The 13518-nt window shown below is 74.1% G+C and carries 15 protein-coding genes; 8 read left to right on the top strand and 7 right to left on the bottom strand.

Translation table 11 applies throughout. From position 1 onward, the window contains the following. Positions 1–31 precede the first annotated feature (31 nt). From H1D33_RS11325 to H1D33_RS11315, 3 genes are read right to left on the bottom strand one after another with little or no spacing between them, the layout of a single operon-like run. Positions 32–268, bottom strand: coding sequence for a hypothetical protein (locus H1D33_RS11325; protein ID WP_181568102.1), 237 nt, complete (start codon positions 266–268; stop codon positions 32–34). A gap of 18 nt (positions 269–286) precedes the next feature. After that, positions 287–1273, bottom strand: a complete 987-nt coding sequence (locus H1D33_RS11320) for a LysR family transcriptional regulator (protein WP_181568103.1) — start codon at positions 1271–1273, stop codon at positions 287–289. A 49-nt stretch (positions 1274–1322) separates the two neighbouring features. Next, positions 1323–1940: a hemerythrin domain-containing protein gene (locus H1D33_RS11315; protein WP_181568104.1), complete on the bottom strand. Its 618-nt coding sequence runs from the start codon at positions 1938–1940 to the stop codon at positions 1323–1325. A gap of 130 nt (positions 1941–2070) precedes the next feature. Between H1D33_RS11315 and H1D33_RS11310 the strand changes: the two genes are divergently transcribed. Then, positions 2071–3390: a M20/M25/M40 family metallo-hydrolase gene (locus H1D33_RS11310; RefSeq protein ID WP_181568105.1), complete on the top strand. Its 1320-nt coding sequence runs from the start codon at positions 2071–2073 to the stop codon at positions 3388–3390. Between the two features lie 60 nt (positions 3391–3450). Beyond that, complete coding sequence (locus tag H1D33_RS11305; protein WP_181568106.1) at positions 3451–4104, top strand: hypothetical protein; 654 nt, start codon at positions 3451–3453, stop codon at positions 4102–4104. A 55-nt stretch (positions 4105–4159) separates the two neighbouring features. Here the strand turns inward: H1D33_RS11305 and H1D33_RS11300 are convergent, their stop codons facing one another. Together H1D33_RS11300 and H1D33_RS11295 are read right to left on the bottom strand one after the other, a co-directional pair. Further along, positions 4160–4351, bottom strand: coding sequence for a DUF5703 family protein (locus H1D33_RS11300; RefSeq protein WP_091058244.1), 192 nt, complete (start codon positions 4349–4351; stop codon positions 4160–4162). A gap of 79 nt (positions 4352–4430) precedes the next feature. Further along, a complete protein-coding gene (locus H1D33_RS11295; protein WP_181568107.1) occupies positions 4431–5402 on the bottom strand; it encodes an aldo/keto reductase in 972 nt (323 codons plus the stop codon). A 165-nt stretch (positions 5403–5567) separates the two neighbouring features. On the opposite strand from H1D33_RS11295, the gene H1D33_RS11290 reads away from it, so the two are divergent. Then, complete coding sequence (locus tag H1D33_RS11290; protein WP_181568108.1) at positions 5568–6620, top strand: LLM class F420-dependent oxidoreductase; 1053 nt, start codon at positions 5568–5570, stop codon at positions 6618–6620. Next, the gene (locus tag H1D33_RS11285; protein ID WP_181568109.1) at positions 6617–7453 is read left to right on the top strand and encodes an undecaprenyl-diphosphate phosphatase; all 837 of its coding nucleotides are present in this window, start codon (positions 6617–6619) and stop codon (positions 7451–7453) included. The genes H1D33_RS11290 and H1D33_RS11285 overlap by 4 nt, the downstream gene beginning before the upstream one ends. A 60-nt stretch (positions 7454–7513) precedes the next feature. On the opposite strand, the gene H1D33_RS11280 is transcribed toward H1D33_RS11285, so the two are convergent. Continuing rightward, positions 7514–8089 carry a hypothetical protein gene (locus H1D33_RS11280; protein ID WP_181568110.1) on the bottom strand — a complete coding sequence of 192 codons (576 nt, stop codon included), beginning with the start codon at positions 8087–8089 and terminating at the stop codon, positions 7514–7516. 952 nt (positions 8090–9041) lie between these two features. Here H1D33_RS11280 and H1D33_RS11275 point away from each other — a divergent pair. The 4 genes from H1D33_RS11275 (at position 9042) to mshC (ending at position 12576) form a co-directional block, all read left to right on the top strand. Continuing rightward, positions 9042–9758: an MSMEG_4193 family putative phosphomutase gene (locus tag H1D33_RS11275; RefSeq protein ID WP_181568111.1), complete on the top strand. Its 717-nt coding sequence runs from the start codon at positions 9042–9044 to the stop codon at positions 9756–9758. 97 nt (positions 9759–9855) lie between these two features. Further along, the gene (locus tag H1D33_RS11270; protein ID WP_181568112.1) at positions 9856–10446 is read left to right on the top strand and encodes a DUF3090 domain-containing protein; all 591 of its coding nucleotides are present in this window, start codon (positions 9856–9858) and stop codon (positions 10444–10446) included. Beyond that, on the top strand, positions 10443–11261 hold the full coding sequence (locus H1D33_RS11265) for an SCO1664 family protein (protein ID WP_181568113.1): 819 nt from the start codon (positions 10443–10445) through the stop codon (positions 11259–11261). The genes H1D33_RS11270 and H1D33_RS11265 overlap by 4 nt, the downstream gene beginning before the upstream one ends. A gap of 67 nt (positions 11262–11328) precedes the next feature. After that, entirely contained in the window at positions 11329–12576 is a 1248-nt protein-coding gene (gene mshC / locus H1D33_RS11260) for a cysteine--1-D-myo-inosityl 2-amino-2-deoxy-alpha-D-glucopyranoside ligase (RefSeq protein WP_181568114.1), read from the top strand. Between the two features lie 67 nt (positions 12577–12643). On the opposite strand, the gene H1D33_RS11255 is transcribed toward mshC, so the two are convergent. After that, positions 12644–13435: a GntR family transcriptional regulator gene (locus H1D33_RS11255; RefSeq protein WP_181568115.1), complete on the bottom strand. Its 792-nt coding sequence runs from the start codon at positions 13433–13435 to the stop codon at positions 12644–12646. Between the last annotated feature and the right edge of the window lie 83 nt (positions 13436–13518).

Genomic DNA, 13518 nt, shown 5'->3' with positions numbered 1-13518 from the left:
CCCGGGCGGCCGACCGCCCGGGCGCACCGGCCTACTCGGACTCCATGCTGGGCAGTCGCAGGCCGGCGGCGTCGGCCGCCGCCTGCCGGTCCGCCCGGGCCCGCTCCTCGCGGCTGAGCAGGTTCGCGTACTCGGTGACGTCCGCCGGGTCCGGCACCTCCGGCAGCCGGCGCAGGAACGCCTCCACGTCGGCGGTGGCGGCGGTGTGCGCGGTGGCCGCCTGGCGCAGCAGCTCCCGCTCGTCGGCGGCCGGATACAGATCAGTCATGCCGCGTGATACCCGCGTTCAGGCGGTTCGCACCCCGCCCACCCGGTGCGGCTGCACCCCGAAGTCCGGATGGGCCAGCAGCCAGGCCAGGTAGTCCGGGTGGTTGGCCAGCGCGTCGGTGTACGCCGCCACCGCCGTCTCCAGCACCGGCTCCGCTACCACCGCCGCCGGCGCCTCCGGATGCCAGCCGAACAGCAGCCGCCAGCGCAGCGGGGTGCCGGCCAGCCGGCGGGTGACCAGCCCGGCCACCGGACGGAAGGTGGCCTGGCACAGCGCCACCGCGGTGCCCGCGTCGACCAGGTCCAGGGCGGCCCGTACGTCCGCCTCGTACACCTTGCGGGGGGTGAAGCCGGCGCGCGCGCAGGCGGCGGCGAAGCAGTCGCCGAAGCAGCCGTCGCCCGGCGCCGCCACCCACTGCTCCCGCCGCAGGTCGACCAGGTCGATCTCGTCCCGGCCGGCCAGCGGGTGGGTCTGCGGCAGCAGCACGAAGACCGGGTCGACGGCCACCTCCCGCCAGCTCAACCCGAACACCGGTGACGGCGCGGCGTCCCCGCACACGCCGGTGAGCGCGAAGTCGAGCCGGCCGCCGGCCACCAGCTGGGCCAGCTCGTCCACCGACCAGGAGGCGTACGTGGTGATCTGCGCGTCGGCGCGCTCGGCGGCGAGCCGGTGCACCAGCCGGCCCAGGATCGGGCTGTTCACCCCGCCGAAGCGGTAGCGGCGCAGCGGGTCGCCCGCGCCGGCCAGCCGGGCCGCCTCGTCCTGCAGGCCCTTCATCGCCGGCAGCAGCACCCGGGCCCGGTCCAGCACCAGCTCGCCCAGCGCGGTGGGCCGGGCGCCACGCCGGTCCCGCTCGAACAGCGGCCCACCGAGCACCCGCTCGATCCGCTGGAGCTGGGCGGTCAGCGCCGGCTGGGCCAGGCCGAGCATCGAGGCCGCCTTGGTGACGCTCCCCGTCTCGGCGATCGCGCAGACCACCCGCAGGTGTCGCAGCTCCAGATTCATAGGGTGACGGTAGGACCACGAACGGGTGTCCGGGAAGGGGCGGATCGGCTCAGGCGTCCCGGCGGTGCTCCAGGTCGGCCAACCGGGTGCGCCGGCCGGTGACCGCGTCACGCACCTTGTCCAGCACCCCCACCGCCGGCTCGACGATCTTGTTCCAGGGCGGGGTGGCCGGGGTGCCCGGGTGCGGCCGGGTCGGCGCCGCCTCCTCCGCGATCTCCCACCGGTTGCCCAGCCGGATCAGCTCGGCGTCGCTGGCCACCTCGCGCAGCGGCGTGACCAGCGCGGCGACCCGGCTGACGTGCCGGCGGACCCGCTCGGCCACGTCGGCGACCACCGCGTCGTCCGGGCCGGAGAGCTGCTTCAACGCGGTCAGCAGCGCGGCGTCCGCCTCGATCTCCCGGGCGACCAGCTCGGCGCTCTCCGGCACCGCGGCGCGGGCGGCCGGGAAGAGATACTGCTCCTCGGCGGAGAGGTGCCGCGACACCGCCGCGGTCAGCACGTCGAGCACCCGGCGTCGGCCGGCCGGGTCCAGCCCCGGCTCGGTCACCCGGTCGGCCAGCTCCAGCAGGGTGCGGTGCTCGGCGTCCACGAGGTCGGCGAGGCTCCGCCCACCCGGCCGGTACGCGTCGTCGGCGGCGGGCGGGAGCGGCGGCAGGGGGACGGTCATGGTGCCCTCCTCGTGGTGGCCGGAATGTGGTGGCCGGAATCGATGTTCGGCGTTACCCGGCCACGCGTCGCGCGAAACCGGCCCGCACCGCGCCGGCCGCCGCGCCGCGTCCGGCTGGTATAAGGAAGCGATGACGACCTCCGCCTCACCCGAGCCCACCGACGAGGTCGTGGACCTCTGCCGGGACCTGCTGCGCATCGACACCACCAACACCGGGGACAACGACACCAGCGCGGGGGAGCGGCGCGCCGCGGAGTACGTCGCGGAGAAACTCGCCGAGGTCGGCGTCGACGCCGAGATCCACGAGTCGGCCCCCGGCCGGGCCAACCTGGTGGCCCGCATCCCCGGCACCGAGCCGGGCCGGGACGCGCTGCTCGTGCACGGCCACCTCGACGTGGTGCCCGCCGACCCGGACGAGTGGTCGGTGCACCCGTTCTCCGGCGAGATCCGCGACGGCTACCTGTGGGGCCGCGGGGCGATCGACATGAAGGACTTCGACGCCATGGTGCTCGCCGTGGTGCGCGGCTGGCAGCGCGCCGGCGTCCGGCCCCGCCGCGACGTGGTGCTCGCCTTCACCGCCGACGAGGAGGCCGGCAGCGACTACGGCGCGCACTTCCTCGCCCAGCACCACCGCGGGCTGTTCGACGGCTGCACCGAGGCGATCGGCGAGGTGGGCGGCTTCTCCTACTCCGTCGACGAGTCCCGCCGGCTCTACCTGATCGAGACCGCCGAGAAGGGCATCGACTGGCTGCGCCTGCACGCCAAGGGGCGGCCCGGCCACGGCTCGATGGTGCACGACGACAACGCGGTGACCGCGCTCGCCGAGGCGGTCGCCCGGATCGGCCGGCACCGGTTCCCGGTGGTGATGACCGACACCGTGCGGGCGTTCCTGGCCGAGGTCGCAGACGTGCTCGGCATCGAGATCGACCCGGACGACCCGGAGACCGCGATCGCCAAGCTCGGCCCGATCGCCAACATCATCGGCGCGACCGTCCGCAACACCGCCAACCCGACCCGGCTGGCCGCCGGCTACAAGGACAACGTCATCCCCGGCCGGGCCACCGCCACCATCGACTGCCGCAGCCTGCCCGGGCAGAGCGAGGAGCTGGAGCGGCAGCTACGCGACCTGGTCGGCCCGGACATCGCCATCGAGTACGTCCAGCGCCAGCCGGCCCTGGAGACCACCTTCGACGGCGACCTGGTGGACCAGATGTCGGCCGCGCTGCGCGCCGAGGACCCGGGGGCGCACCCGGTGCCGTACATGCTCTCCGGCGGCACCGACGCCAAGGCGTTCTCCCAGCTCGGCATCCGCTGCTTCGGCTTCGCGCCGCTGCGGCTGCCGGCCGACCTCAATTTCTCCGGCCTGTTCCACGGCATCGACGAGCGCGTCCCGCTGGACGGACTACAGTTCGGCGTGCGGGTTCTCGACCGCTTCCTCCGCAACTGCTGACCGCGCCCGCCGCGGCGCCGCCGGCGCGGACCTGCCCCCATCGCGAAGGGACTGCCTCACATGACCGACCAGCACGCTGAGCTGGACGCCGCCCTCGAGCAGGTGATCGACGCCGCCCGCGCCCACCTGGCCGCCGTCCGGGCCGCCCAGGGCCGGATCGACGACGACGCCGTCTGGCAGGCGTACGTCGCGTTGAACAACGCCTCGTTCGCCTACGACGAGCAGCTGCTCGACGCGTTCGGCGAGGTGACGCCCTGGGACGTCGAGTCGATCGACCCGGACGAGGCGGACGAGCGCTTCGGCGCGGTGGAGGGCGGCGAGCCCACCGACCCGCACCCGCGGGTGATCTCGGTGCGGCAGCGGCGCGACTACCGGGTGCCCAGCATCGCCGCGCTGCTGCGGGTGGCCGAGGCGGCCCGCCGGGAGGGCACCCCGGAGGAGGACGAGCCAGCGCCGGTCGAGGGCGTCGGCGAGGCGGTGCTGGAGCTGCTGCAGAGCGGCGACGGCTCGCTCTCCGCGCTCGACGTGCCCGAGCTGGAGCCGCTCGACGGCGTGGTCATGGTCAGCGAGGTCGGCACGCCAGTCGACCTGGAGTCGTTCGACGACGACGACTCGGTGGGCCCGTTCCAGCCGGCCGTGGACGACCGGCTGGTCGGCCGCCTCGACGAGCACCCCTTCCTGGAGCTCGACGAGGAGCACGACCACGCCCACTAGGCCGTGCTCGCCCCGGGGCCGCACCGCGCGACGCGGCCCCGGGACGGGACGCCCGTCAGTACGACAGGCCCGGCTGCGGCTTGCTCACCACGCGACGGCGCAGCATCACCTGCCGCGTGCCGTCCCGGTAGAGCCGCACCCGGGCCAACTCCCAGCCGGAGAACTCCGCCTGGATCGCCAGCTGCGCCGCGGCGGTCAACCGATCGACGTTCGAGGGCAACCGCAGCGGCGCGTATTCGTAGTCCATGGCTCCTATGCTGCCCAGCTCGCGAGCCCTTCGCCACCCCCTGACGGTGACCCGGATCGCGTCGCCGGGGCGGGGTCGCTCAGCCGTCGCGCTCCGGGTAGCCGACCGGCACCGCGGAGACGTCGTCCAGCGCGGTGACGATCTCGTCCGGCAGGGTCATCCGCTCCACCTGGAGCGCGCCGAGCAACTGCCCGACCGTGCGGGCGCCGAGGATCGGCGCGGTCACCCCGGGCCGGTCCCGGACCCAGGCCAGCGCCACCTCCGTCGGCGACACGCCGAGCCCGCCGGCGGCGATGGCCACCGCCTCCACGATGCTGGAGCAGCGCGGCTCCAGGTAGGTGCCGACGAAACGCTCGAAGTGCGGCGACACCGCGCGCGAGTCGGCCGGGCGGCCGTTGCGGTACTTGCCGGTGAGCACCCCCCGGCCCAGCGGCGACCAGGGCAGCACCCCCAGCCCCATCCCGCCGCAGGCCGGCAGCACCTCGCGCTCGATGCCACGCTCCAGCAGCGAGTACTCCACCTGGACGGCGACCACCGGCGCGCGCCCCGGCCAGGCGGCCTGCCAGGCGGCGGCGCGGGCGGTCTGCCAGCCGGAGAAGTTCGACACCCCGACGTAGCGGGCCTTGCCGCTGGACACGGCGTGGTCGAGCGCGGTGAGCGTCTCCTCCAGCGGCGTGTCCGGGTCGTAGCCGTGCACCTGCCACAGGTCGACGTGGTCGGTGCCGAGCCGGCGCAGCGACGCGTCCAGCGTGCGCAGCAGATGCCCGCGCGACCCGTCGCGGCGGCGTCCGCTGCCCGGCCGCAGCCCGGCCTTGGTGGCGATGAGCAGGTCGTCGCGGTCGACCAGGCTGCCCAGCAGCGAGCCGATCACCGACTCGGCGTCGCCGTCGGCGTACACGTCGGCGGTGTCGACGAGGTTGCCGCCCGCGTCGAGGTAGCTCTTCAGCTGGGCGGCCGCGTCGTCGGCGTCGGTGTCCCGTCCCCAGGTCATGGTGCCGAGCGCGAGCCGCGAAACCGCCAGCCCGCTTCGGCCGAGCGGTCGCTGTTGCATGGGTGAACCTTATTTCCATCCCGGGCGTCACGGATATCCTCGCCGCAGTCAACTTCCCGCGCGAGCGCAGAGCGGTGTGACGTGTTCGGGGCGAGCCGGTCGTCGGCGGTCGCACCAGCATTGCGTAACCTGATGCGACCTGTGGTGCGGACGGTGGGAGGACCAGTGCGACTCGGGCTCAACCTCGGATACCAGACGGCATGGAGCACGCCCGCCGACCATCTGGCGTTCGCCCAGGAGGCGGACCGGCTCGGCTACTCGGTGGTGTGGGCCGCGGAGGCGTACGGCTCCGACTCGCCGAGCATGCTCGCCTGGATGGCCGGGCAGACGCAGCGGATCGACCTCGGCTCCGCCGTGATGCAGATCCCGGCGCGCACCCCGGCGATGACCGCGATGACCGCCGCGACCATCGACACGCTCTCCGGCGGCCGGTTCCGGCTCGGCCTCGGCGTCTCCGGCCCGCAGGTCTCCGAGGGCTGGCACGGCGTCCGGTTCGCCAAGCCGCTGTCGCGCACCCGGGAGTACGTCGACATCGTCAAGCTCGCGGTGGCCCGCAAGGAGGTCGCGTACGAGGGCGAGCACCACACGCTGCCGCTGCCGGACGGCCCGGGCAAGGCGCTGCGGCTCAGCTTCCACCCGCCGCGCGCGCACATCCCGATCTACCTGGCCGCCGTCGGCCCGAAGAACCTGGAGCTGGCCGGCGAGATCGCCGACGGCTGGCTGGCCGTCTTCTACGCCCCGGAGTTCGCCGAGGAGCACCTCGCCGCGATCCGGGCCGGGCGGGCCACCGCCGGCAAGGAGCTGGCCGGCTTCGACGTGGTCCCGTCGGTGCCGGTGGTGGTCGGCGACGACGTCGCCACCTGCGCCGAGCTGGTCCGCTGGTACGCCGCGCTCTACGTGGGCGGGATGGGCAGCCGGAAGCAGAACTTCTACAACCAGCTCGCCACCCGGATGGGCTACGGCGACGCGGCCCGCGAGGTGCAGGAGCTCTACCTGGCCAAGCGGCAGCGCGACGCGGCCGCCGCGGTGCCGATGGAGTTCATCGACCGCACCTCGCTGCTCGGCCCGAAGGAGCGCATCGCCGAGCGGATGCGGGAGTACGCCGCCTCGGGCGTGACCACCCTGTCGGTGTCGCTGTTCGTGGCGGACCGGGACAGCGGCGTGGCGACGCTGCGCACCGTGGCCGAGGCGCTGGAGCTCTCCGGAGTCGGCGAGTGACCTGGGTCGAGGCCATCGTCCTGGGCGTCGTCCAGGGGCTGACGGAGTTCCTGCCGGTGTCGTCGTCCGGGCACCTGCGGATCACCTCGGCGATCTTCTTCGGCCGGGACGCGGGCGCGTCGTTCACCGCGGTCACCCAGCTCGGCACCGAGGCCGCCGTGCTGATCTACTTCTTCAAGGACATCTGGCGGATCGTCCGCACCTGGTGCCTGGGCCTGGTCGACCGCTCGGTGCGCTCCAGCCTCGACTACCGGATGGGCTGGTACGTCATCGTCGGCACCATCCCGATCGGGATCCTGGGGCTGCTGTTCAAGGACCAGATCCGCACCGCCGGCCGCAACCTCTACCTGATCTCGTTCACGTTGATCTTCTTCGCCCTGGTGCTGGCGTTCGCGGAGTACTTCGGCCGGCAGACCCGCACGCTGGAGAACTTCCGGATGCGCGACGGCGTGGCGATGGGCCTGGGCCAGGCCATGGCGCTCATCCCCGGCGTCTCCCGCTCGGGCGGCACGCTGACCGTGGGCCTGTTCCTCAACCTGACCCGGGAGACGGCGGCGCGCTACTCGTTCCTGCTGGCCATCCCGGCCGTGGTGATCTCCGGCGTGTTCAGCCTGCCGGACGTCTTCGAGCCGTCCGCGCCGGGCACCGCCGCGCCGAGCGTGGCGCAGATGGTGGTGGCCACGCTGATCGCGTTCGCCATCGGCTACGCGGCCATCGCCTGGCTGCTGCGCTACGTCGCGCACCACACGCTCTACCTGTTCGTGCTCTACCGGGTGGCGCTCGGCACGCTGGTGCTCTGCCTGCTGCTCACCGGCACGATCAGCGCCACCTGATCCCGGCGACACGACGAAGGCCGGCACCCCGTCACGGGGTGCCGGCCTTCGCGCTGTCGGTCAGCCGTTCCAGTGCTGGGCGACCAGGTCGGCGGCCTGCTGCTCCCACTGCGCGTACGCGTCCGGGTACGCGGAGACCTGCACGGTCTGCGCGGCCTGGGTCAGCGGCATGTCCTGCCAGCCGTCGACCTGCTTGAGGCCCTTGAGGAAGGCGAGCGTGGAGTACTCCGGGTCGGTGATCTGCTCCGGTGTGCCCCAACCACTGGACGGGCGCTGCTGGAACAGGCCCAGCGAGTCGTGGTCGTTGCGGTCGCCGAGGTGACCGAGGTTCTCCAGCTTCGACTCCTGCAGGCTGGTGGCGATCGAGACGACCGCGGCGCGCTCGTCCATGCCGGCCTTCTTGGTGGCGGCGACGATCGCCTTCACGTTGGCGGTCTGCTCGTCGTTCAGGTCGATGCGGGACTGCGCGCCCTGCATGCCGTGCGGGACCAGCGCGGCCGGGTCGGCCTGGACGGTGACGGCCGCCTCGCGGGCGGTCGGCGCGCCGTCCTGGTGGTTGAGCGGGCCGGCGGCCAGGCCACCGGCGACGGTCAGACCGGCGATACCGAGGATGCTCTTACGCAGCATGGTGTTCATGGGGGGCTCCATTCGGGGGTTCGACACACCGGGGGTGTGCGAGCACCGTCAGGCGCTCTCGCGGGGGACTTCGTCGGCGCACGGGGCGGGGCCTCGTCGTGGCGGCGGAACCATGTGCAACGACCGGCCCCCCACCGTCATTCCCCGGAACCGGTACTCCAGGCGGTGGGCGTTTCCGCTGCTCAGCCGTGCACCGGTTACAACGCCCCCGCCCCCGGACCCATTCCACCCGACATCTGTCCCAGACCACCTCCGCCCCGGACATACCGCCCACCCGGGGCGGCCGGCATGCGGTGTGCGCGGTTCGGGTCGGCTGGCCCCAGCGGCGGAAGGGGACGACCCACCCCACCCCACCCCACCCCACCCCACCCCGCCCCCGCCCCTCCGCCGATCTTGCACTTGCGGCCCCCAAACGCCGGAATCATCCCGCTATGGGCGGGCCGGAAGTGCAAGATCGGCGGGCGGGTGGCCGTTGGTCCTTACCACTCGCGCAGGGTGGGCGGACTTGTCGGCTTCCGTGGGCGTCTGGTGCGGGACGCGACGCGCTCCCCGCGCCGGACGCCCGACTCGGTCGATCATGAGGTTGGCGGGGGTTCTGTGTGATTTGCGACGGTCAACTTCATGGTCAACTACTCCGGGCGACCGAGCCGATCGAGCCGGTCGAGCCGCCGGGCCGGTTGGGCGGTGGGCCGGTGGGCCGCCGGGCCGGTGGGGCGGCGGGCCGGTGGGGCGGCGGGCCGGTGGGGCGGCGGGCCGGTGGGGCGGCGGGCCGGTGGGGCGGGGGCCGGCGGGCCGGTGGGGCGGCGGGCCGGTGGGGCGGGGGCCGGTGGGGCGGTGGGGCGGTGGGGCGGGGGCGGTGGGGCGGTGGGGCGGGGGCGGTGGGGCGGGGAGTGCGGGGGAGTGTGGGCGGCGCTGTGGTGGTGGGGCCGGTGGACGAGGTGGCACGGCTAGGGTGGTGGGCGTGGCGACCCTTCTGCTTCTGCGACACGGCCGGACCACCGCGAACGCCGACGGTGGGCTGGCCGGGCGGCAACCGGTCGAGTTGGACGACACGGGACGGGCCCAGGCCACGGCGGTCGGCGGTCGGCTGGCCGGGCTGCCGCTCGCGGCGGTGGTGACCAGCCCGCTGATCCGCTGCCGGCAGACGTTGGAGCTGGCGTTGCCGCAGGCCGAGCCGGTGGTCGAGGACGGGCTGATCGAGTGCGGCTACGGCGCCTGGGAGGGGCAGGCGCTGAAGAAGCTGGCGAAGGAGCCGCTCTGGCCGGTCGTCCAGCAGCACCCCAGCGCCGCCGCCTTCCCGGAGGGGGAGTCGATGGCGGCGATGTCCGCGCGGGCGGTCGCCGCGGTGCGGGCGTGGGACGCGCGGGTCACCGCCGAACACGGGCCCGAGGCGGTCTGGCTGGCGTGCAGCCACGGCGACGTGATCAAGGCGATCGTGGCTGACGCGCTCGGCGTACACCTGGATCTCTTCCAGCGGATCGTGGCCGACCCGGCGTCGGTGACGGCGATCCGCTACACGCCGCTGCGGCCGTTCCTGGTCCGGCTCAACGACACCGGCGGCGACCTGTCGGCGCTGGTCCCGCCGCCGCGCAAGCGGCGACGGCGGGCGCCGCGCGCCACCGAGTCGGACGCGGCGGTCGGCGGTGGCGCGGGGGCGGGGAGGTCGTGACCGCGTGCGGCGGGCCCGGCGGGGCGCGTTGCGCTCTGGGCGGATTCGGCGTCGGTGGGCTGCGCGGTGCTTCCGCGCGCCGGATAGGGTCGTGGGTATGACGCACCAGGTGCACGCGTTCGAGCCGCCGGAGCGGTTCGTCGCCGGAACGGTCGGCCCGCCGGGGGAGCGCACGTTCTTCCTCCAGGCGCGTGGCGGCGGCCGGCTGGTCAGCGTCGCGCTGGAGAAGGTCCAGGTGTCGCTGCTCGCCGAGAAGCTGGAGGAGTTGCTCACCGAGGCGCAACGCCGGTTCGGGGTGAAGCTGCCGGAGTCGGCGCCGATCGCGCTGGGCGACAACGAGCCGCTGGACACCCCGGTCGACGAGGAGTTCCGGGTCGGCACGCTGGGCCTGGCCTTCGACGTGGACACCGCGACCGTGGTGATCGAGGCGATCGCCGTCGGCGAGGCGGAGGTCGAGGTCGAGCTGGGTGACGCGGACGACGACGAGGTGGAGATCGACGAGGAGCCGGACGAGCCGGACGACGACCTCGACCGGCTCCGGGTGCGGCTGACCCCGGAGGCGACCCGCGAGTTCATCGAGCGCGCCAAGCGGGTGGTCAACGCCGGCCGGCCGCCCTGCCCGCTCTGCGGCCAGCCGCTCGACCCGGCCGGCCACCTCTGCCCCCGGCACAACGGCTATCACCGGTGACCTCGTCGGAACTGCAGCCCCGACAGGACGGCGCCGAGGCGCTGCGGTTGCTCGCCGACGGTGAGCTCACCCTGGAGGGGCGGCTGGTCGACGCCTCCAACGCGACGTTGCGCGCCGTCATCGCCCTCGGCGAGGTGAGCGCGCACTGTGTCTACAAGCCGGTGCGCGGTGAGCGCCCGCTCTGGGACTTCCCGGACGGCACGCTGGCCGGTCGGGAGGTCGCCGCCTACCTGGTCTCCCAGGCCAGCGGGTGGGACCTGGTGCCGCCCACCGTGCTGCGCGACGGCCCGTTCGGCCCCGGCTCCTGCCAGCTCTGGATCGACGAGCCGGCCGACGCCGAGCCGCTGGTCGGCTTCGTGCCCGCCGAGGCGGCGCCGCCGCGCTGGTTTCCGGTCGCCGCGGCGCGCGACGACGACGGTGCGGCGTACGCGCTGGCGCACGCCGACGACCCGCGGCTGGCCCGGCTGGCCGTCCTCGACGCGGTGATCAACAATGCCGACCGCAAGGGCGGGCACGTGCTCGTCGGCGCGGACGACCGCATATACGGGGTGGACCACGGGGTCAGCTTCCACGTGGAGGAGAAGCTGCGCACGGTGCTCTGGGGCTGGGCCGGTCGCCGGCTCCCACCGGACGCGGTCGAGATGCTCGACGGGCTGGCCGCCCGCCTCGACGGCGCGCTCGGCGAGGAACTGGCCGAGCACCTCACCCTCAGTGAGGTCAGGGCGGTGGCGGCCCGGGTGGACCGGCTGCGCGACACCGGCCGGTTCCCGCTGCCCCCGGAGGAGTGGCCGGCGATGCCCTGGCCACCCATGTGAGCCGCTGTCGCGTTGATCACCCGTGGGCCGGCACCGGCGCGCCTGACGGATCGTTAGGCTGGCGGTCATGGAGTCTTGGGCGGGACACGAGGTGCCACGGCTGCCGGGCGAGGGCGTGCCACTGAGGTTGTACGACTCGGCGCGGCAGGGCCCGCACCCGTCCCGGCCCGACGGCGTCGCCTCGATGTACGTCTGCGGCATCACCCCGTACGACGCCACCCACCTCGGGCACGCGGCCACCATGATCACTTTCGACCTGGTGCAGCGGATGTGGCGCGACGCCGGCCTGACCGTGCGTTACGTGCAGAACGTCACCGACATCGACGACCCGCTGCTGGAGCGCGCCGAGCGCGACGGCGAGGACTGGAAGGTCCTGGCCATGCGGGAGACCGCGCTGTTCCGCGAGGACATGGAGGCGCTGCGGATGATCCCGCCGGCGCACTACGTCGGCGCGGTCGAGTCGATCCCGGACATCGCCGACAAGGTGCTCGTGCTGCTCAAGGACGGTGCGGCGTACCGGCTCGACGACGGCACCGGCGACGTCTACTTCGACGTCTCCGCCGCGCCCGCGTTCGGCTACGAGTCCAACCTGTCCCGCGCCGAGATGCTGGAGATCTTCCCGGAGCGCGGCGGCGACCCGGACCGCGCCGGCAAGCGGGACCCGCTCGACCCGCTGCTGTGGCGCGGCGCCCGCGAGGGCGAGCCGTCCTGGCCCGGCGGCGAGCTGGGTCCGGGCCGCCCCGGCTGGCACATCGAGTGCACGGTCATCGCGTTGAACCTGCTCGGCGACCGGATCTCCGTGCAGGGCGGCGGCAACGACCTGATCTTCCCGCACCACGAGTGCTCCGCGGCGCACGCCGAGCGGCTGACCGGCGAGACACCGTTCGCCGACCACTACGTGCACGCCGGCATGATCGGCCTGGACGGCGAGAAGATGTCCAAGTCCAAGGGCAACCTGGTCTTCGTCTCCCGGCTGCGGGCCGACCGGGTCGACCCGATGGCGGTGCGGCTGGCGTTGCTCGCCGGCCACTACCGCAGCGACCGGTCCTGGACCGACGAGCTGCTCGCCGAGGCGCTGGAGCGGGTGGACCGCTGGCGGCGGGCCGCCGCCGCGCCGGCCGGCCCGTCGGGCGAGGCGTTGCTGGCCGGGGTACGCGACCGGCTCGCCGACGACCTGGACACGCCCGGCGCGCTGGCGGTGGCCGACGCCTGGGCCGAGCGCACCCTGGCCGGCGACGCCTCCGACGCCTCCGACGCCGGCGCGCCCGCGCTCTTCGCCGACACCCTGGACGCCCTCCTCGGCGTCCGGCTGTAAGGCGGGGCCCCCGCTTAACGCTTTCGGTATAGGCGGGGCCCCTGCTTAACGCCCCTCCGCCGGTGGGTCAGCCCAGGACGAGCCCGGGATCGGGGTCCGGGTCGGGCGACGGGGCGGGGATCTTGTACTCCTCGGTGAGGGTGGTCATCGGGCCGGGCCAGGTGGCCTGGGCGACCTCGATCGGCTTGTGCCGCTCGTCGTAGGCGACGTGCAGCAGGTGCAGCACCGGGGTGTCCGGGCGGATCTGCAGGATCTCCGCCTCCTCCCGGCTGGGCTGGCGGGCGCTGATGGTGTCCGTCGCGGTGGTGTACCGCCGGCCGGTGGCCTCCTCGGCCTCCTGGTAGAGCGGCCGGCCGAACGCCTCGGCCCGTTCGAGGGAGGTGCCGGCGGTGTCGGCGGGCAGGAACCAGGAGGCGCCGACCTCGACCGGGGAGTCGTCGGTGCGGACCAGGTGCCGCCGGCAGAGCAGCTCGGTGCCGTCGGGAACGCCGAGCGCGTCGGCCACCTCGGCCGGGGCGGCGGCGCGGCCGACCGAGACGAGCTGCTGGCGGTACCGGGCGGCCAGGTCGGTGTGGTAGCCGCGGAAGCCGCCGTACCGGCCGCGGGAGAGGCGGTTGAGTCGGCGGCGGGTGCCTCGGACGTACGTACCGGAGCCGGGTTTGGTGATCAGGATGCCCTCGACCCGAAGCTGGTCGACGGCGCGTTGCACGGTCTGCTTGGCGACGCCGAACATCTCGGCGATGGCCGGGATGGACGGCAGTCGCTCGCCGGGGCCCCAGTCGCCGCGGCGCACCTGGGCCTTGAGCTGCGCGGCGATCTGCCGGTGCGGGAATTCGGCCGCGCCCGGGTTGATCTGCATGCCCGCCTCCTCGTGACAGCTAGGTTCCTAGGATGCCCTACGGCGTGTGACCGCGCCACCCCGGACACGGAGAAGCCGGGCCC

Origin of the sequence: Micromonospora ferruginea, assembly GCF_013694245.2 — a bacterium.
Taxonomy (GTDB): Bacteria; Actinomycetota; Actinomycetes; order Mycobacteriales; family Micromonosporaceae; genus Micromonospora; species Micromonospora robiginosa.
Note: the sequence above shows the minus strand (reverse complement) of the source record. Positions and strands in the feature narration are given on the sequence as shown.

Excerpts from the sequence above, each read along its gene's own strand:
- H1D33_RS11305 (WP_181568106.1), top strand. The coding sequence starts at position 3,451 with ATGACCGACCAGCACGCTGAGCTGGACGCCGCCCTCGAGCAGGTGATC.
- H1D33_RS11315 (WP_181568104.1), bottom strand. The coding sequence starts at position 1,940 with ATGACCGTCCCCCTGCCGCCGCTCCCGCCCGCCGCCGACGACGCGTAC.
- H1D33_RS11270 (WP_181568112.1), top strand. The coding sequence starts at position 9,856 with ATGACGCACCAGGTGCACGCGTTCGAGCCGCCGGAGCGGTTCGTCGCC.
- H1D33_RS11320 (WP_181568103.1), bottom strand. The coding sequence starts at position 1,273 with ATGAATCTGGAGCTGCGACACCTGCGGGTGGTCTGCGCGATCGCCGAG.
- H1D33_RS11255 (WP_181568115.1), bottom strand. The coding sequence starts at position 13,435 with ATGCAGATCAACCCGGGCGCGGCCGAATTCCCGCACCGGCAGATCGCC.
- mshC (WP_181568114.1), top strand. The coding sequence starts at position 11,329 with ATGGAGTCTTGGGCGGGACACGAGGTGCCACGGCTGCCGGGCGAGGGC.
- H1D33_RS11310 (WP_181568105.1), top strand. The coding sequence starts at position 2,071 with ATGACGACCTCCGCCTCACCCGAGCCCACCGACGAGGTCGTGGACCTC.
- H1D33_RS11295 (WP_181568107.1), bottom strand. The coding sequence starts at position 5,402 with ATGCAACAGCGACCGCTCGGCCGAAGCGGGCTGGCGGTTTCGCGGCTC.
- H1D33_RS11300 (WP_091058244.1), bottom strand. The coding sequence starts at position 4,351 with ATGGACTACGAATACGCGCCGCTGCGGTTGCCCTCGAACGTCGATCGG.
- H1D33_RS11280 (WP_181568110.1), bottom strand. The coding sequence starts at position 8,089 with ATGAACACCATGCTGCGTAAGAGCATCCTCGGTATCGCCGGTCTGACC.
- H1D33_RS11325 (WP_181568102.1), bottom strand. The coding sequence starts at position 268 with ATGACTGATCTGTATCCGGCCGCCGACGAGCGGGAGCTGCTGCGCCAG.